18 protein-coding genes are annotated in these 16,538 nt (G+C 66.0%); 15 read left to right on the top strand and 3 right to left on the bottom strand.

Features of this window, described 5'->3' with window-relative positions; translation table 11 throughout:
- Window positions 1-36 precede the first annotated feature (36 nt).
- Both Y958_RS15485 and Y958_RS15490 read right to left on the bottom strand, forming a co-directional pair.
- Complete coding sequence (locus tag Y958_RS15485) at window positions 37-1,092, bottom strand: NAD(P)-dependent alcohol dehydrogenase (protein WP_088872942.1); 1,056 nt, start codon at window positions 1,090-1,092, stop codon at window positions 37-39.
- The gene (locus Y958_RS15490; RefSeq protein ID WP_088872943.1) at window positions 1,089-1,535 is read right to left on the bottom strand and encodes a GlcG/HbpS family heme-binding protein; all 447 of its coding nucleotides are present in this window, start codon (window positions 1,533-1,535) and stop codon (window positions 1,089-1,091) included. The genes Y958_RS15485 and Y958_RS15490 overlap by 4 nt, the downstream gene beginning before the upstream one ends.
- A 293-nt stretch (window positions 1,536-1,828) precedes the next feature.
- On the opposite strand from Y958_RS15490, the gene Y958_RS15495 reads away from it, so the two are divergent.
- Entirely contained in the window at window positions 1,829-4,678 is a 2,850-nt protein-coding gene (locus tag Y958_RS15495) for an ATP-binding protein (protein ID WP_088872944.1), read from the top strand.
- Between the two features lie 22 nt (window positions 4,679-4,700).
- Here Y958_RS15495 and Y958_RS15500 read toward each other — a convergent pair whose 3' ends face one another.
- Window positions 4,701-6,032, bottom strand: a complete 1,332-nt coding sequence (locus Y958_RS15500; protein ID WP_186291422.1) for an MFS transporter — start codon at window positions 6,030-6,032, stop codon at window positions 4,701-4,703.
- A 180-nt stretch (window positions 6,033-6,212) separates the two neighbouring features.
- Between Y958_RS15500 and Y958_RS33030 the strand changes: the two genes are divergently transcribed.
- From Y958_RS33030 to hypB, 14 genes are all read left to right on the top strand, one after another.
- Window positions 6,213-6,410 (top strand): helix-turn-helix domain-containing protein, encoded by a 198-nt coding sequence (locus Y958_RS33030; protein ID WP_425600687.1) that lies wholly within the window; start codon window positions 6,213-6,215, stop codon window positions 6,408-6,410.
- A gap of 338 nt (window positions 6,411-6,748) precedes the next feature.
- Window positions 6,749-7,849, top strand: a complete 1,101-nt coding sequence (locus tag Y958_RS15510) for a hydrogenase small subunit (protein WP_088872946.1) — start codon at window positions 6,749-6,751, stop codon at window positions 7,847-7,849.
- Window positions 7,849-9,648, top strand: coding sequence for a nickel-dependent hydrogenase large subunit (locus tag Y958_RS15515; protein WP_004274657.1), 1,800 nt, complete (start codon window positions 7,849-7,851; stop codon window positions 9,646-9,648). Before Y958_RS15510 ends, Y958_RS15515 begins: the two co-directional genes overlap by 1 nt.
- A 19-nt stretch (window positions 9,649-9,667) precedes the next feature.
- Window positions 9,668-10,249 carry a HupE/UreJ family protein gene (locus tag Y958_RS15520; protein ID WP_088872947.1) on the top strand — a complete coding sequence of 194 codons (582 nt, stop codon included), beginning with the start codon at window positions 9,668-9,670 and terminating at the stop codon, window positions 10,247-10,249.
- Window positions 10,250-10,262: 13 nt separating this feature from the next.
- Window positions 10,263-10,985 (top strand): Ni/Fe-hydrogenase, b-type cytochrome subunit, encoded by a 723-nt coding sequence (gene cybH / locus Y958_RS15525; RefSeq protein ID WP_088872948.1) that lies wholly within the window; start codon window positions 10,263-10,265, stop codon window positions 10,983-10,985.
- Between the two features lie 231 nt (window positions 10,986-11,216).
- Window positions 11,217-11,933 (top strand): HyaD/HybD family hydrogenase maturation endopeptidase, encoded by a 717-nt coding sequence (locus Y958_RS15530; RefSeq protein ID WP_244909533.1) that lies wholly within the window; start codon window positions 11,217-11,219, stop codon window positions 11,931-11,933.
- Entirely contained in the window at window positions 11,933-12,265 is a 333-nt protein-coding gene (locus tag Y958_RS15535; RefSeq protein ID WP_088872949.1) for a HypC/HybG/HupF family hydrogenase formation chaperone, read from the top strand. The genes Y958_RS15530 and Y958_RS15535 overlap by 1 nt, the downstream gene beginning before the upstream one ends.
- Entirely contained in the window at window positions 12,262-12,705 is a 444-nt protein-coding gene (locus tag Y958_RS15540) for a thioredoxin domain-containing protein (RefSeq protein WP_088872950.1), read from the top strand. The genes Y958_RS15535 and Y958_RS15540 overlap by 4 nt, the downstream gene beginning before the upstream one ends.
- Window positions 12,706-12,715: 10 nt before the next feature.
- Entirely contained in the window at window positions 12,716-13,567 is an 852-nt protein-coding gene (locus Y958_RS15545; RefSeq protein WP_088872951.1) for a hydrogenase expression/formation protein, read from the top strand.
- Window positions 13,564-13,788: a rubredoxin gene (locus Y958_RS15550; RefSeq protein ID WP_088872952.1), complete on the top strand. Its 225-nt coding sequence runs from the start codon at window positions 13,564-13,566 to the stop codon at window positions 13,786-13,788. Before Y958_RS15545 ends, Y958_RS15550 begins: the two co-directional genes overlap by 4 nt.
- The gene (gene hybE, locus Y958_RS15555; protein ID WP_088872953.1) at window positions 13,785-14,327 is read left to right on the top strand and encodes a [NiFe]-hydrogenase assembly chaperone HybE; all 543 of its coding nucleotides are present in this window, start codon (window positions 13,785-13,787) and stop codon (window positions 14,325-14,327) included. The genes Y958_RS15550 and hybE overlap by 4 nt, the downstream gene beginning before the upstream one ends.
- A complete protein-coding gene (locus Y958_RS15560; protein ID WP_088872954.1) occupies window positions 14,324-15,286 on the top strand; it encodes a hypothetical protein in 963 nt (320 codons plus the stop codon). Before hybE ends, Y958_RS15560 begins: the two co-directional genes overlap by 4 nt.
- On the top strand, window positions 15,286-15,627 hold the full coding sequence (gene hypA, locus Y958_RS15565; RefSeq protein ID WP_088872955.1) for a hydrogenase maturation nickel metallochaperone HypA: 342 nt from the start codon (window positions 15,286-15,288) through the stop codon (window positions 15,625-15,627). Before Y958_RS15560 ends, hypA begins: the two co-directional genes overlap by 1 nt.
- The gene (gene hypB / locus Y958_RS15570) at window positions 15,627-16,529 is read left to right on the top strand and encodes a hydrogenase nickel incorporation protein HypB (RefSeq protein WP_088872956.1); all 903 of its coding nucleotides are present in this window, start codon (window positions 15,627-15,629) and stop codon (window positions 16,527-16,529) included. The genes hypA and hypB overlap by 1 nt, the downstream gene beginning before the upstream one ends.
- Window positions 16,530-16,538 lie beyond the last annotated feature (9 nt).

Genomic DNA, 16,538 nt, shown 5'->3' on the forward strand with positions numbered 1-16,538 from the left:
AACCTGGGTTTAATTTCATTCTTGCGATTCATGACTTCAGAATGTGACGACCGCCCGCCCGACAATCTTATTGTCCCGCATGAGATCGACGTATTCGTTGATATCGCCGAACGAGATCGTCTTGATCGTGTGCTGGATCTTGCCCTCCGCGGCGAGCGCCATGACCTCGGTCAGGTCGGCGTTGTTCCCCCAGAAGGATCCGTGAAAGGTCTGCTCGCCGGACACGCGCGGGAACAGCGGGATGTCGATCCGGTCGCCGATGAAGCCGACGTCGGCATAATGGCCGCTGATCCCCAGCCGGGAGAAGGCGAGCCGCATCATCTCGGTCGCGCCGGCGCAGTCGATGATCGCATCGAACTTGTCCTGCCCGGTCGCCTTCTTGAGCTCTTTGCCCACGTCCTCGGAGGATTTGCCCTCGATCGCGATGATATGGTCGGCGCCATATTTCCTCGCGACCTGCAGTTTCTCCTCATTGCGGGCGACGGCGACGACGGGACCGCCCGCGCCCAGCAGCTTGGCATATTGGACGGCATAGGCGCCGAGGCCACCGATGCCGAACACACCGATCACCCGATCGGGCCCCAGCCCCCCGGCGTCCCGGATCTTCTTGAGGCCGCGATACGGCGTCAACCCGGCGTCGGTCAGCGGTGCCAGCTGCTCGAACTTCAGGTGCTTGGCGACCTTGATCACATAGCGGGCGGGCACCGGAATATATTCGGCGAAGCCGCCATACGGCCCAAAGCCGGGCCACCGGACATTGGGACAGATGTGGGTGTCGCCAACCTGGCAATGCTTGCAGACACCATCGCCCCAGCCTGGCGAGACGACGACATGGTCTCCTTCCTCAATGCCTGCGGCCTTGGGCACCACGCCGCCGATCTTCTCGATCGTGCCGGTGATTTCATGCCCGGGAATGACCGGTGGCGGAATGTCGCCATAGCCTTGGAAGAAGCCGTCGATCAGCAGCACGTCCGACCGGCACATGCCGCAGGCCGCGACCTTCACCAGCACCTCATCAGGTTGGATGTCCGGAACCGCGATATCCTCGAGGACGAGGGGCTTCTTGTATTCAAGAATGCGCGCAGCTTTCATCTCTGGCCTCCTTCACGATGCTGGATTGATGAAATCGCGGCGGCCGCCGCCTCGGCGACCGCAATGTCCTGCTCCACCGAGCCGGCGCTGGCGCCGACGGCACCGACGATCTGGTCGTCGATCATGACCGGCACGCCGCCGCCGAAGATCACGACATGGCCGCCGTTGCTCTGCCCTATCCCGAACAAGGGCGCGCCAGGCTGCGCAAGTTCAGCGAGATATTCGGTCGTCTTGTCGAAAATCCGCGCCGTTTTCGCCTTGCCGATGGCGAGATCGATGCTTCCTTCCAGCGCGCCATCCTGGCGTGCGAACGCGATCAGCGCGCCACCCGCATCGACCACGGCGATATTGTAGGGAATGCCAAGGCCAGCCGCCTTTGCTTCACCCGCCTCAAGCATCCGCCTGGCGTCTGACAGGGTCAGTGTGCTGAGCGCGCGGGGCATGCCCTGTATCCCTCAATCCGATAGTCCCCGATCAATCCGAGTCCGGGCGCCACCAGCCATGCCCGCAACTGCCACCGGAGGCGTGAGTCTGCTCAATGTGGGTGGTCTTGGGTGTGCCCTCGGCGGGATCATCTTCGCCTTGTCAGCCCGTCTTTTTGATATCATTGCGGTGGCCACATGGTTGGTTAAAAAAAGTCAAACCGCGTTATAGGATCGGTGCACCGCCATCTTCAGGGCGCGCCTGCGGCGCATCGCGGCGCCTTCACACCTACGGCCGTGGAAAGGGAGGAGCGGTGGAGGGGGCCGAAGCGATCGATGCCACGACCTATTGCTTCGCCAACTGCCGCTTCACGCCAGCCCGGCAGTCCCTGCTGTGCGGCGATGTCCCGGTCCGCGTCGGATCGCGCGCCATGGATTTGCTTCACGCGCTGGTGCGCCGGCCAGGAGAGGTCGTCGACAAGGATGAACTCCTCCATGCGGCATGGCCCAACCTGTTCGTCGTGGAGAGCAATCTCAAGGTCAACATCGCCGCCCTGCGCCGTGCATTGCGGGCCAACGGCATCGATGTCCCCTGCATAGCGACCGTTCCGGGCCGGGGGTATCGCTTCGTCGCCCCGCTGTCGGTGCTCGGGCCGCGGGAGCCGGCGCTGCCCCCGTCGATCAAGGAGATCGACGGGGCGCTGCCGCCGGCAAAGCCCTTGGTCGGGCGCGCCGGCGCGCTGACGGAGATCGTCGAGGCGATGTGCCAGACGCGGCTGCTCACGATCGTCGGCCCCGCCGGCGTCGGCAAGACGAGCATCGCCATCGCGGCCGCAAGGCACATCGGCGATGCCGGGGGGCAAGCCGTGTGCTTCGTCGACTTGGCCGCGATCGGGAACGGACAGCTTGTCACCCTGGCCATCGCCCGTGCGCTGGGGATCGACAGCAGGCCGATCGATGCGCTGGATGGCCTGGTTGACGCGTTACGCGACCAGGATCGGCTTCTGGTCCTCGACAATTGCGAGCACGTCCTGGCAACCGTGGCCGGCATAACGGACCATCTGAACCACGCGTTGCACCGGCTGAATGTCATCGCAACCAGTCGCGAGCCGCTCAGGTGCAGGCTCGAGACGGTCCATCGGCTTCCCCCCCTTCGGTGCCCGCCCGAGGAGGCGGTTCTGGATGCGGGGTCGGCGATGGCCTATTCGGCGATCGAATTGCTGGTTCGACGCGCCGGGGCGCACGGCTACCGGCTGAAGAACGCGGATGTCCCCGCGCTCGCCGCACTCAGCCGCCGTCTCGATGGCATCGCACTGGCGATCGAACTGGCGGCACCGCAATTGCCGGCCCATGGTCCTACGGTTCTGCTGCGAATGCTGGAACATGACTTCGAACCGCTGGCCTGGCCCGGCGATGGCGCGTCCCGGCACAGGACGCTGGCGGCAACGCTCAACTGGAGCTACGGCCTGCTGTCCGGGAATGAGGCCCGGCTGCTGCGCCACCTTTCCGTTTTCGGCGGCACGTTCGCGCTTGACGATGTCATCGACGCTTTCGGTCATCTGGCGAACGACGAAGACATCATCGCCTGGCTGGAGGCCTTGGCGGTCAAATCCATGGTGTCGGTCAGCTATGCCGGCAGGCGTCGCCGTTACCGCTTGCTCGACAGCACCCGAACCTTCGCCAGCGAACGGCTGATCGAGCGGGGGGAGCAACAGGCCGCGATGACCGCTTATGGCCGCTTCATCCTGGCGCTGTTCGAAAGGGCGGAGGCGGACTGGACATGGCGGCCGCGTGAAGACTGGACCGCGCTTTATGGCGGATGGAGCGCCGACCTTCGCCGCATGATCGATTGGGCCTATGGCACGGAAGGGCAAGCCGAACTTGGGGTGAGGCTGACCGTCGCTGCCCTGCCGTTCTGGGTGGAATTCTCCACGATGATGGAAAGCGGGTCGCGCGTCGAAAAGGCGCTGTCCGTGCTGGACGGGCTGTCCGGTGACCATCTGCTGCTGCGTATGAAGCTGGTGGCGGCGCACGGCTGGAATCTCTGCTACCGCTATCCGTTCGGTGAGGAACTCGAAGCAACCTGGATTAGGGGTTACGAGCTCGCTCTGGAAGCGGGAAGCGTGGAGCACTGCCTTCGCACCAAGGTCGGCCTGGCGAATGTCCAGTGCGCCATGGGCTTTTATCAACGGGCGGTGGAGACGATAGTCGACCTTCGCCGCTTCATGGCAATCGTGGACGATTATTCCGCGGCCCCCAATGCCGACCGGCAGTTGCTCATGTGCGAATTCTACCAGGGGAATATCAAGTCCGGGCATGCGGGTCTTGAGCGCTTGGCGCGCGAGCATGCGACTTTCGGCAACCGAGGCCAGACCTCGCGTTTCCAGATCGACAGGTTCGTCAATTTCAGGAATCACCTTTCATTGTCCATGTGGGTCGTCGGCCAGCATCGGCGTTCACTTGACGTTGCGGAGGAAGCGCTCAACGCCGCGCTGGCTTTGGACCACGACCTATCCTGCGCGCATTCGCTCGCCCTCGCCGCCACACCTATAGCCTTGTTATGCGGCCGGATTGAGTTGGCGCAGACGCGGGCGACCATGCTGTTCGAGCGCCTGAAGACGCGCCAGATTGAAACGTGGCAGCCATTTGCCCACTTTCATCAGGCGGCGATCGATGCCGCACGCGGGGATCAGGAGGCGGTCCAGCGGCTGAGGAACGCAATCGCCAACATTCGCGCGTGCAACCACCTTATCCATTTGCCCTTGCGGTATATAATGCTCGCCCATGCGGCGCTTTCGCACGATCAGGTCGCGGTTGCCAGAGAGAGCATCGATGACGGCCTGACCTATTGCCGGCAGCGCGGGGACCGATGGTGCGACGCCGAGTTTCTGCATCTTCTAGGCCTGATGTGCTGGCGGGACGGGGATGCGGACGGCGCGATGCGGCACCTTCAGAAGGCGACGGACCTGGGTCGTAAGATGGGCGCTCTCGGCTTCGCGCTACGCGCGGCGACAAGCCGCGTCAGACTTGCGACGGAGATCGGCGACCCCGCGCAGCCCCTGGCGGAGTTGAAGGACATCTGCGACCGCTGCGACAGCGGCGGCAGCACGGATATCGCCGCCGCGCATGCGGCGCTCATGTCAGCCCGTGCTCAGACGGCATGAACGACCCATCACCGCAACATTTTTAATTTTCTGTCGCGGATGCCGCCGAATTGGTCGAAGCCGGCCGCGCGATCAAAAGCAAGGCCGGCACCACGGAAACAATCCCGACCGCCACCATGGCATATTGAAGGGCGTTGCCCACGCCAGGCATCAGCCCCGCGATGCCCGGCACCAGGGTCGGCCCCACTGCTATGCCGATGAGCGCCGTGGTCGTGATCGACAACGCCACCGTCGTCGCCCGCATGTTGCCTGGAACATGTTCTTGCATCGTGACGCGGCCAACGACGGAACCGCTCACTGAACCGGCAACCCATATCGCAAACGCGAGGCCTATCTGGAGGCTTGAAGAACCAAGGCCGATCAGGACGGCACCACACAGCGCGGCCCCGTAACTTCCCAGGATGAGATTGGCGCGTGTCGAGACGCCGTGCCGCCGTGCGCTCCAATCGACCAGCATCCCGCCGGCAATCGAACCGATCATGCCGGGCAGTGCGGTCGCGATACCGATGGTGGCACCCGCCGTGACAGGTGTCTCGGCGTAGTGCCGCATGAGCAGGGTCGGCAACCATGCCGCCATGCCGTAGTCGCCCAGGCTCATTACCCCTTTCGCAAGGCAGAGGCGCGGCACCAGGCCGCGCTCGGCCCGCAGATTGCGCAGGAACAGGGGCAGGGCAGGTGGGGTGGGCCGGTCGCCGTGAGCCGGTTCCCGGATGAGCAACAACAACGGCACAAAGAAGAAGCCGGGGAGTCCCATGAGGATCATCAATTGGCGCCAGGGCGCCAGTGAAGCGATGATCGGCAAGGCCGCGACTGTGCTCGTCTGGAGATAGCCAAGCACCGCACCACCCACGATCAACGCGATGCCGCTTCCGCTTGTCGAACCGAGCGAGAATATTCCGAGAGCAGTGCCACGGCGCGCCGCTGAGAAGCCGTCGATGAGGAGTGAGGACGCCGCCGGTATCAGCGCCGCCTCGCCGAAGCCCAGGAATATCCGCGCGACGAAAAAGCTCCAGAAATCTGCCGAAATTCCGCACGCCATGGTGCCGAGGGACCAGACAATGACGCCGGCGGCGATCAGCCTCGGTCGGTTCAGCCTGTCCGCCAGCCGTCCGGCGGGCAGGGCGGCCACGGAGAATATCAGGGCGAAACCAGCGCCCTGGAGCAAGCTGACCTCTACATCGCTCAGCCCCAGGTCAGAGCGTATGGGGTCCACGACCAAGTTGATCACGAAGCGATCGATGAACGACAATATCAGGGTCAGGCATAAAACGGCGACCGTGTAGATTCCCAATGTGGGGAGGGAGTCTTCCCGGTTCGGCACCGACTGGTCGAGATCGTTCCGCCCGTTCCCCATCCGCCCCTCGTTCCAACGATGGTCGCCGCACGATCAGCCTATCAAAGCCACCGCCAGGGATAAAACATCCGCTGACGTCAAGTGCGCGCAACGCGAAACGGTGGCACCCAAAGGGGGGCGCCGCCTTCGTCCATCCGCGAGCCTCATAGCGTGGGCTTTGCAACCGCGTGTTTTGCCCCGGTGGTTGATGACATCCGGGTCCAGTTCGGCAGGCTTTTACGCCAGCAGCGGAAGGCGAAATCCTTGACGCACGAGGAGCTTGCGGGCCGTGTGGGCATGGCCGTGCCCTATCTGTCCGACCTCGGAAGAGGGCGGGGGGGATCCCAGCCTTGCGATGATGGTAGATCTCGCCCGGGGCCTGGACCTGGCGCCCTATGAATTCCTAATGGGGATGGAGATCGACCGGTTCGGCGGGAGAGGAAAGAGCAGGGCCCTGACCGGCGCCGGCCGGGGCCCTGTCCTCAATACAATTTCTGCTGATTTGTCAGGCTGTGGAGCGCGGGCAAGCTCGGGGCTCCCTTTCGGTGCCGGTTCACACCATCGCTTCCGCATGCGCGGTTACCTTACAATTGGAAAGGTGCTTTCCACTCCTGAGGGGAGCGCCGATACCATTAAGCCTTTCGCGCCCTCAATTTTTCGCCTGGCACGCTTTTTGCCCAAACGTCACCGATGCGGAGCGAGACAGCCCCGCCGGGGACGTTGGAGGAAATGCCGGAATGGCGAGCGAGACGTTTTACGAGGTGATGCGCCGGCAGGGCATCACCCGGCGAAGCTTCACCAAATTTTGCAGCCTGACGGCCGCGGCGCTGGGCCTGGGCCCCTCCTACGCCCAGGCCATCGAAACCGCCATGGAGACCAAGCCGCGCATCCCGGTGCTGTGGCTGCATGGCCTGGAATGCACCTGCTGTTCGGAAAGCTTCATCCGGTCGGCCCATCCCCTGGCCAAGGATGTCATCCTGTCGATGATCAGCCTCGACTATGACGACACCATCATGGCGGCGGCAGGGTTCCAGGCCGAATCCATCATTGACGAGACCATCCAGAAGTACGATGGCAACTTCATCCTGGCCTGCGAGGGCAACCCGCCGCTGAACCAGGAGGGGATGAGCTGCATCATCGGCGGAAAGCCGTACCTGGAGCAGTTGAAGAAGGCCGCCGACCACTGCAAGGCCATCATCAGCTGGGGCAGCTGCGCCAGCTGGGGCTGCGTCCAGGCCGCCCGGCCCAATCCCACCCAGGCGACGCCCATCCACAAGGTGCCCGGCCTGCCGGCCAAGCCCATCATCAAGGTGCCCGGCTGTCCGCCCATCGCCGAAGTCATGACGGCGGTCATCGCCTATATTCTGACCTTCGACCGCTTCCCGGAACTGGACATGCAGGGCCGGCCGAAGATGTTCTATTCCCAGCGCATCCACGACAAATGCTACCGCCGCCCGCACTTCGATGCCGGCCAGTTCGTGGAAAGCTTCGATGATGAGGGCGCGCGCCGCGGCTACTGCCTTTACAAGGTCGGCTGCAAGGGCCCGACCACCTACAACGCCTGCTCCACCGTGCGCTGGAACGGGGGCCTCAGCTTCCCCATCCAGGCCGGCCATCCCTGCATCGGCTGTTCCGAAGACGGCTTCTGGGACAAGGGCGGCTTCTATGAGCGCCTGAGCGATGTCCATGGCTTCGGCATCGAGGCCAACGCCGACAAGATCGGCGGCACGGCCGCCGGCATCGTCGGCGCCGCCGCCGCGGTGCATGCCGCGGCCAGCGCGGTCAAGCGCGCCCGCTCCAACAGCGGTGCCAACGATAAGAGAGAGGGACGGGACTGATGCCCACGCTTGCGACACCCAACGGCTACCAGCTCGACACCAGCGGCAAGCGCGTCGTCGTCGATCCGGTCACCCGCATCGAGGGCCATATGCGCTGCGAGGTCAACCTCGACGGCGACAACGTCATCCGCAACGCCGTGTCCACCGGCACCATGTGGCGCGGGCTGGAGGTGATCCTGAAGGGGCGCGACCCGCGCGACGCCTGGGCCTTCACCCAGCGCATCTGCGGCGTCTGCACCGGCACCCACGCGCTGACCTCAGTGCGGGCGGTGGAAAACGCCCTGAACATCCAGATTCCGGAAAACGCCAACAGCATCCGCAACATCATGCAGCTGTCGCTGCAGGTGCATGACCATCTGGTCCATTTCTACCACCTCCACGCCCTGGACTGGGTGAACCCGGTCAACGCCCTGAAGGCGGACCCCAAGGCCACGTCGGAGCTGCAGCAGGCGGTCTCGCCCCACCACCCCAACAGTTCCCCAGGCTATTTCCGCGATATCCAGACCCGCCTGCGCAAGTTCGTGGAGTCCGGGCAGCTGGGGCCGTTCAAGAACGGCTATTGGACCAACCCGGCCTACAAGCTGCCGCCCGAGGCCGACCTGATGGCGGTGACCCATTATCTGGAGGCGCTGGACTTCCAGAAGGAGATCATGCGCGTCCGCACCATCTTCGGCGGCAAGGATATTCACCCCAACTGGCTGGTGGGCGGCGTTCCCTGCGCCATCAACCTAGATGGCGACATGGCGGCCGGCGCGCCGGTGAACATGGCGTCGCTGAACTACGTCTCTTCCATCACCGATCGCTGCATCGAGTTCGTGGAGAACGTCTACATTCCCGACATCATCGCCATCGGCGGGTTCTACAAGGACTGGCTCTACGGCGGCGGCCTGTCGAACAAGTCGGTGCTGGCCTATGGCGACATCCCCGACCGGGCCAACGACTACAGCCCCCGCAACCTGCTGATGCCCCACGGCGCCATCATCGACGGCAAGCTGTCGGAGGTGCACCCCGTCGACCTGACCGATCCCGAGCAGGTGCAGGAGTTCGTGCCCCACAGCTGGTACAAGTACCCGGACGAGAGCAAGGGCCTGCATCCCTGGGACGGTGTGACCGAACCCCATTACCAGTTGGGCCCCAATGCCAAGGGCACCAGCACCAACATCGTCCAGTTGGACGAGGGCGCCAAGTACAGCTGGATCAAGGCGCCGCGCTGGCGCGGCCATGCCATGGAGGTGGGGCCGCTGGCCCGCTACCTGGTCGGCTACATGCAGGGCAATGCCGAGATCAAGGACCAGGTCGACCGGACCCTGGCGGCGCTGAACGTGCCGCTGGACGCGCTGTTCTCCACCCTGGGGCGGACGGCCGCGCGCGCGCTGGAGGCCCAGTGGGCGGCGCGCAAGCAGCGCTATTTCCTGGACAAGCTGATCGCCACCATCAAGGCGGGCGACACCTCCACTGCCAATACGGCGAAGTTCGATCCCAAGACCTGGCCGTCCGAGGTCAAGGGCGTGGGTTTCACCGAGGCGCCGCGCGGCGCGCTGGCCCACTGGATCCGCATCAAGGACGGCAAGATCGACAATTACCAGTGCGTGGTGCCCACCACCTGGAACGGCAGCCCGCGCGACAACAAGGGCAACATCGGCGCCTTCGAGGCGTCGCTCATGAACACCAAGGTGGCCCGTGCGGAAGAGCCGGTGGAAATCCTGCGCACCCTGCACAGCTTTGATCCCTGCCTGGCCTGCTCCACCCATGTCATGGGCCCGGACGGGCAGGAATTGGCCGAAGTCAAAGTCCGCTGAACCAAAGGAGACTGATCCCATGAAGACCTTCATCACGAAATCGGTCCCCCGCGTCTCGGCGGCTGTCCTGGCGGCGGGTTTCATCACCACCCCGGCCGTGGCCCATCCGGGGCATGACGGGGGCTTCGCCGCCGGCATCGTCCACCCGCTGACGGGCTTGGATCACCTGGCCGCCATGGTGGCCGTCGGCCTGTGGGCGGCCACCCGGCCGGCGGCGCGCGCCTGGCAGGCGCCGGCGCTGTTCGTGGCCATGCTGGCGGTCGGTGCGCTGGCCGGCCTGGCCGGGGGCGCCTTCGCCCCGGTGGACACGCTGGCGGCGCTGTCGGTGACCCTGCTGGGCCTGATGCTGATCGTGGCCCCCCTGCTGCCCGACGCCGCGGGCCTGGGCCTTATCGCCCTGTTCGCCACGGTGCATGGCTATGCCCATGGCATGGAGGCGGGAGGCCACCTGCCGGGCTACTTCGCCGGCTTCATGGTGGCGTCGGCGCTGCTGCATGCCGCCGGATGGCGCCTGGGCGCCGGCCTGCTGGCCACCCGCTGGGGGCGTTGGGCTTCCGGCCTGACCCTGGGCGCAGCGGGCCTCGCGCTCGCCGCGCTGTAAGGGAGGACGCGCCATGAGCGAGGCCTCCCTGGGAACACATAAGGCGGGGACACACAAGGAAGAGGCGGTTTACGTCTATGAGGCGCCGGTGCGCTTGTGGCACTGGGCCAATGCCGCCGCCATTCTGGTGCTGTGCGTCACCGGCTATCTGATCGGCTCACCCCCGCCGTCCATCCATGGTGAGCCCAGCGCCCATTTCCTGTTCGGCTGGATCCGCTTCCTGCATTTCTCGGCGGGGCAAATCCTGGTCGTCGGCTTCGTCTTCCGCTTCTACTGGTCCTTCGTGGGCAATGACCACGCCCGCGAAATCTTCCGGCCGCCGGTGTGGCGCAAAAGCTTCTGGCTGGGCGTGATCCATGAGATCCGCTGGTATGCCATGCTGGAGCGCGAGCCCAAGAAGTACAGCGGGCACAACCCGCTGGCCATCCTGTCCATGCACGTCCTGTTCGTGTGGGGCACGCTGTTCATGATCGTCACCGGCCTGGCCCTGTATGGCGAGGGCCAGGGGCCGGGCTGGATCCACCGGCTGTTCACCAGCTGGGTCATTCCCCTGTTCGGGCAGAGCCAGACGGTTCACACCTGGCACCACATGGCCATGTGGGTGATCGTGATCTTCGCCATCGTCCACATCTATGCCGCCGTGCGGGAGGACATCATGTCCCGGCAGTCCATCATCTCCTCGATGTTCTCGGGCTGGCGCACCTTCCGCGATGGCGGCCCCACCGACGAACACTGAGGTCCGGGCAAGTTTCCAGTCAGGAAAGGGGGCTTCGCGGCCCCCTTTTCCATTTGGAAAATTGTCTTCCAGTTCTCCTTCCAATTGGAAGGATTCCATCCAGCAAGGGGATAAGGATGGCCCGCCGTCCCTCAAAGCTTCAGCCGTTTCGGCGCTGAACGGTGCGCTGGCATGCCCCTTGCTGAACCACCCCCAACATCCGGCCCGTCGGATGACAGGGGAGTGAGAGGCGTGGAAGTGACGACGGCAAGCGGACCCCGCGTGCTGGTGCTGGGCATCGGCAACCTGCTGTGGGCCGACGAAGGGTTCGGCGTGCGGGCTGTGGAGCACATGCACCGCCATTATGCCTTTCCCACCAACGTCCGCCTGATCGACGGCGGTACGCAGGGCATCTACCTGGTTCAGGAAATCCGTGAGGCCGACATCCTTGTCGTCTTCGACGCTGTCGACTACGCCCTGCCGCCCGGCACCCTGAAGCGGGTGGAGGGGGCCGAGGTGCCGAAGTTCCTGGGCGCCAAGAAGATCTCCCTGCACCAGACCGGCTTCCAGGAGGTGCTGGCCATGGCGGAGATGATGGGCGACAGCCCCGCCCACCAGCTGCTGATCGGCGTGCAACCGGTTGAGCTGGAGGATTTCGGCGGCAGCCTGCGGCCGGAGGTGAAAGCCCAGGTTGAGCCGGCCATCGCGCTGGCGCTGGAGTATCTGGCGGGCTTCGGCATAACGGCCAACCCGCGCCCGGTGACGCTGCCGGCCGAGCAGGGCATCGGATCGCTGGAAATGATGCTGGAACGTTATGAGACGGAGCGCCCGGACGAGGCGGCGGCCTTCCGCGGCGGCGACGCGCGGGTGCTGGGCGCCGGCGGCTGGACGGGACCTGCGGATTTCGAGGTGGAGATGCAGGCCCTGGTGGCCCGCCCCCTGACGGGCGCGCCCGGGACGGACGCCTGATGTGCATCGGCATTCCCATGCAGGTGGTGGAGGTCGGCGCCGGCCATGCCCGCTGCCGGTCCGGCGCGGAGATACTATCCATCGACACCAGCCTGGTGGGCGACGTCGCCCCGGGCACCTGGCTGATGACCTTTCTGGGTGCCGCGCGGGAGGTGATGAGCCCTGAGGCCGCCCGGCGGTCCCTGGCGGCGTTGAGCGCCCTGGAAGCGGTCATGCAGGGACGGCCAGCCGACCTGGACGCCGCCTTCGCCGACCTGATCGGCCGTGAACCTCAACTGCCCGGCCATTTGCTGCCCGCCCATTTGCATCCCACTCCGGAGCCTGAAGCATGAGCGATGCGCGCGACGATTTTTCCCCCCTGCTGCGGTCCGTCATGGCCCGGTGCAACTACCGGGTGGTGGGGGAGGCGGAACTGGCGGATATCTGCGCCGGGCAGCCGCTGGCGATGCTGTTTCTGTCCGGCGACCATTGGCGGGTGGCGGAGAGCGACGACGTCGCCGCCATCCTGCCGGAGCTGGACGGTGCCATGGGCGGCCACGTCGTGCCCCTGATCGCCGCACGGGCGGACGAGCGCGCGCTGCAGCGGCGCTTCCGCTTCGCCCGCTATCCCGCCCTGGTCTTCCTGCGCCTGGGCGACTATCTGGGCGCCATCGAAGGCATCCGCGACTGGGCGGACTATATGCGTGAGATCCCGGAAATCCTGGAGCGTGAACCCAGCGTTCCCCCTGCCTTCCGCCTGCCCGCCGGCTGCGGCACCGACGCTGTGCATTGAGGAGAGACTGATGAACGACGCCCATGGCGGTGCCCTGGTCGGGCCCGGCAGCCAGCCCGGGGATTTCGACGGCGGCCGGCTGGACTACATGGTGATGCCCGACGGCATGGCCATCTTCTCCGCCGCCAACGTGCCGGAGGCGGACGAGGCCCAGGCCGTGCCACAGGGTGTGGCGGCGGGTGACGCCATCCTGGCCGCCCTGATCCGCGTGGTGGCTGGCGCCAGACCGCAGCAGGTGGACCTGACCCACCTGGATGCCGCCAACCTGGCGTTCGTGGACCAGTTGCTGGGCGAGGGCGAGGTATCGGTGATGTTCGGAACCGATGTCCAGGCCCAGGAATCCGTCCTTGCCGGGGTATGGCGGGTGCGCGAAAGCAACGCCGCCGGCCGGCGCCTGCGCGACTATGTCGATTGCGCCCCTTTCCCGGCCGGGCTGGCGGAACGCGCCTTCAACGGCGCGAGGGGCGCGGCCGTCCTGCCGGAAACGGCACGCCCCAACATCTTCAACGCGCCGCCGCTGATCGCCGAGATCAATGAGCATATTCCCCGCGTCGGGGAGGCCGGCGGGGCCGGTCATGTCATCAACCTGTCCCTGCTGCCCCATACCGAGGAGGACCTGGCATTCCTGGATGAGGCGCTGGGGCGCGGCGGCCTTGTCATCCTGTCGCGCGGCTACGGCAACTGCCGCATCCGGTCGACGGGGACGCGAGGCTGCTGGTGGACGCAATACTTCAATTCCCAGGACACGTTGATTCTCAACAGCATCGAGATTTGCGCCATCCCGCGGGTCGCCCTGGCGGCGGCGGAGGACTTGGCGGATTCCGCCGAACGACTGCGCGAGATCATGGAGATTTACCGATGACGGATCATTTCTTCGCCGGATCGTTCGGGGGCGATGTCAGCAAGATCAGCCCCGGGACGAAGCTGGAGTGCAAGATCTGCTGGCATGTCTACGACCCGGCGGTGGGTGACACCTACTGGCAGGTGCCGCCCGGCACGGCCTTCGCGGACCTGCCGGAACATTGGACCTGCCCCGAGTGCGACAGCGCCAAGGCCGGCTTTATGGTGATTGCTGACGAATGACCGACGCGCCCGCCCTTTCCGCCCGCATCGAGACCGCCTTCGCCCGCATCGCGGCGACGCGCATGGCCGGTGTTCCGGTGATGAACCCGGCGCTGTCGGTGGCGATGCGGGGGGTGCACCGCCATGGCGGGCATTGGGTGGGCGTGCTGGTGACCCCGTGGTTCATGAACCTGCTGCTGCTGCCCATGACGGATGAAGGCCCGCGGCGGGTGGGGGAGAAGGCGGCCCTGGCGTTGCCGTCCGGCAGTTACGAAGGCATCTGGGGGCATGAGGACGAGCTGGGCGGGTATTGGAGCTGTTCCTTGTTTTCCCCCATGTTCGACTTCGCGGATCAGGAGACGGCGGTGGCGACGGCGGACGCCGCCCTTGCGGAAATCATGGCGGCGCCTAAGCCGGACGCCGATGACGATGGTATGGCCACGATCTGGGCGGGAAATCCTGCCGTTCCCCCGCCCGCCAAGACGGAACCGGCGCCGTCGCCCAGCCGGCGTGCGCTGTTCGGCCTGGGCCAGACGGGACCATGGCAGGCGGGATCATGACTCGCCCGGCCATCATTCTGCGGCTTCCGGCCGATGCCGAGGGCACGGCCGCGCTGAGCTACGCGCCACGCGGTGATGTCGCGAGCCTGCTCGCGGCCGTGCCGGCGGAACGGGTGCCATCCCTGGTCCGGACGCTGTTCGCCATCTGCGCCAACGCGCAGGGGCATGCGGCGGAGCTGGCGATGGAAGCGGCGCTGGGCCTGGAAGCCACCACCGGTGAACTGGTGGCGCGTGAAATCCGGACATGGACGGAGGTGGTGCGGGAGCACGCTCTGCGCATCAGCCTGGACTGGGCCCGCCTGCTGGGGGAGGCACCGGATCTGGCCGCCGCGCGCGCCTTCATGGCGCTATCCGCCGCCGATGACCCCGCGGTCCTGATCGGGGAGGCGGTGACCGGCCTGCCGCCCGAACGGTGGCTGGCGATGACCTCGACGGTCGAACTGGCCCGCTGGGCTGGGGCTGGCCGTACGGTGGCCGCGCGCTTCATTGCCACCCTGTTCGATGCGTCGATGCTGATGCCGACGGGCGAGGTGGATCCAGGATCGCTGGCGGCGCGCCATGCCGGCCACCCCCTCCTGTCCCGCGCCCTGCCTGCCGGCTCGCTCATCGCCTGCCATGTCGCCCGGCTGATCGATCTTTGCCGTGTACCGGCCCGCCTGAACGCTTTGCGGACCGGCGATGCCGCCCTTTTGCGCGGCCTATCCACGGGGCCTGGCCGGGGGATGGCGTCGGTGCCCTGCGCCCGGGGCACCCTGGTCCATGAGGTTGGCGTGGTGGCTGGACAGGTGGAGCGCTATCGTATCCTGTCGCCCACGGATCGCGCCTTCGCGCCGGGTGGGTGGGCCGAACGGCAGGTCCAGGGGCTATGCGCCTGGCCGTCCGCCGAGCGCGCACGATGGGCCGAGGTGATGATGTTGGCGCTGGACCCGTGTGTGGACTACGCGGTGGAGGTGGCCTGATGCATGAGATGGCTATCTGCGAGAACATCCGCGTCCTGATCGAGGAACAGGCCCGGACCCAGCACTTCAGCCGGGTGGAACGGGTGTGCCTGGAAATCGGTGCCCTGTCGGGCGTGGAGGTGGAGGCGCTGCGCTTCGGCTTCGACGTCGTCATGCGCGGCAGCGTGGCCGCCGACGCCCGGCTGGATATCGTGGAGACGGCCGGCACCGCCTGGTGCCTGCCCTGCGCCGTGACCGTGACGATCGGCCGGCGCTACGACCCATGCCCCCGCTGCGGCTCGCACCAGATCCAGGTGACGGGCGGGGAAGAGATGAAGATACGCGAACTGGAGGTGACGTGATGTGCACGGTCTGCGGATGCGGCGAGGGCCAGGTCAAGATCGAGGCCGACACCCATGGACATGATCACCACCATCATGACCACGGGCACGATCATGGGCGTGATCATCACCACGACCACGGCCATCACCATCATGACCATGATCATCATCATGGCGCGGGTGGGACGCTGGATTACGGCGCCGGGCCCGCGGGCACGGCCGTCCCGGGCATGAGTCAGGCGCGCCTGATCCAGCTCGAAGCCGACATCCTGGGCAAGAATAACGGCTATGCCGCCGCCAACCGCGCGCGGTTCGCCGAGGCCGGCATCCTGGCGCTGAACCTGGTGTCCAGCCCCGGGTCCGGCAAGACCGCGCTGCTGTGCCGCACGCTGGACATGCTGGCGGGTGAGTTCCCCTGCGCGGTCGTCGAGGGCGACCAGCAGACCAGCGCCGACGCCGACCGCATCCGCGCCACGGGCGCCCCGGCCATTCAGATCAACACCGGCAAGGGCTGCCACCTGGACGGCCACATGGTGGGCCACGCCGTCGACCATCTGCATCCTGCCGACGGTTCCGTCCTGTTCATCGAGAATGTCGGCAACCTGGTTTGCCCGGCGGCCTTCGATTTGGGGGAGGCGCACAAGGTGGCGATCCTGTCGGTGACGGAGGGGGAGGACAAGCCCCTGAAATACCCGGACATGTTCGCCGCCGCCGACCTGGTGCTGATCAACAAGACCGACCTGCTGCCCCATCTCGACTTCGACGTCGAGTTGGCCATGGCCAATGCGCGCAGGGTCAATCACCGGGTGCGCCTGCTGAAGGTTTCGGCCCGCACCGGCGAAGGCATGCAGGCCTGGCTGGATTGGGTTCGCGGCGCCCGCCTCATGGCGCTGTCCGGCCGGCCGTCCCAGGCGGCGGAATAGGGGGGAACC

Source organism: Nitrospirillum viridazoti CBAmc (assembly GCF_000730165.1).
Lineage (GTDB): Bacteria > Pseudomonadota > Alphaproteobacteria > Azospirillales > Azospirillaceae > Nitrospirillum > Nitrospirillum viridazoti.

Excerpts from the sequence above, each read along its gene's own strand:
- Y958_RS15485 (WP_088872942.1), bottom strand. The coding sequence starts at position 1,092 with ATGAAAGCTGCGCGCATTCTTGAATACAAGAAGCCCCTCGTCCTCGAG.
- Y958_RS15550 (WP_088872952.1), top strand. The coding sequence starts at position 13,564 with ATGACGGATCATTTCTTCGCCGGATCGTTCGGGGGCGATGTCAGCAAG.
- Y958_RS15540 (WP_088872950.1), top strand. The coding sequence starts at position 12,262 with ATGAGCGATGCGCGCGACGATTTTTCCCCCCTGCTGCGGTCCGTCATG.
- Y958_RS15515 (WP_004274657.1), top strand. The coding sequence starts at position 7,849 with ATGCCCACGCTTGCGACACCCAACGGCTACCAGCTCGACACCAGCGGC.
- Y958_RS15510 (WP_088872946.1), top strand. The coding sequence starts at position 6,749 with ATGGCGAGCGAGACGTTTTACGAGGTGATGCGCCGGCAGGGCATCACC.
- hybE (WP_088872953.1), top strand. The coding sequence starts at position 13,785 with ATGACCGACGCGCCCGCCCTTTCCGCCCGCATCGAGACCGCCTTCGCC.
- Y958_RS15545 (WP_088872951.1), top strand. The coding sequence starts at position 12,716 with ATGAACGACGCCCATGGCGGTGCCCTGGTCGGGCCCGGCAGCCAGCCC.
- Y958_RS15560 (WP_088872954.1), top strand. The coding sequence starts at position 14,324 with ATGACTCGCCCGGCCATCATTCTGCGGCTTCCGGCCGATGCCGAGGGC.
- cybH (WP_088872948.1), top strand. The coding sequence starts at position 10,263 with ATGAGCGAGGCCTCCCTGGGAACACATAAGGCGGGGACACACAAGGAA.
- Y958_RS15520 (WP_088872947.1), top strand. The coding sequence starts at position 9,668 with ATGAAGACCTTCATCACGAAATCGGTCCCCCGCGTCTCGGCGGCTGTC.
- Y958_RS15490 (WP_088872943.1), bottom strand. The coding sequence starts at position 1,535 with ATGCCCCGCGCGCTCAGCACACTGACCCTGTCAGACGCCAGGCGGATG.
- Y958_RS15500 (WP_186291422.1), bottom strand. The coding sequence starts at position 6,032 with ATGGGGAACGGGCGGAACGATCTCGACCAGTCGGTGCCGAACCGGGAA.
- hypA (WP_088872955.1), top strand. The coding sequence starts at position 15,286 with ATGCATGAGATGGCTATCTGCGAGAACATCCGCGTCCTGATCGAGGAA.
- hypB (WP_088872956.1), top strand. The coding sequence starts at position 15,627 with ATGTGCACGGTCTGCGGATGCGGCGAGGGCCAGGTCAAGATCGAGGCC.
- Y958_RS15535 (WP_088872949.1), top strand. The coding sequence starts at position 11,933 with ATGTGCATCGGCATTCCCATGCAGGTGGTGGAGGTCGGCGCCGGCCAT.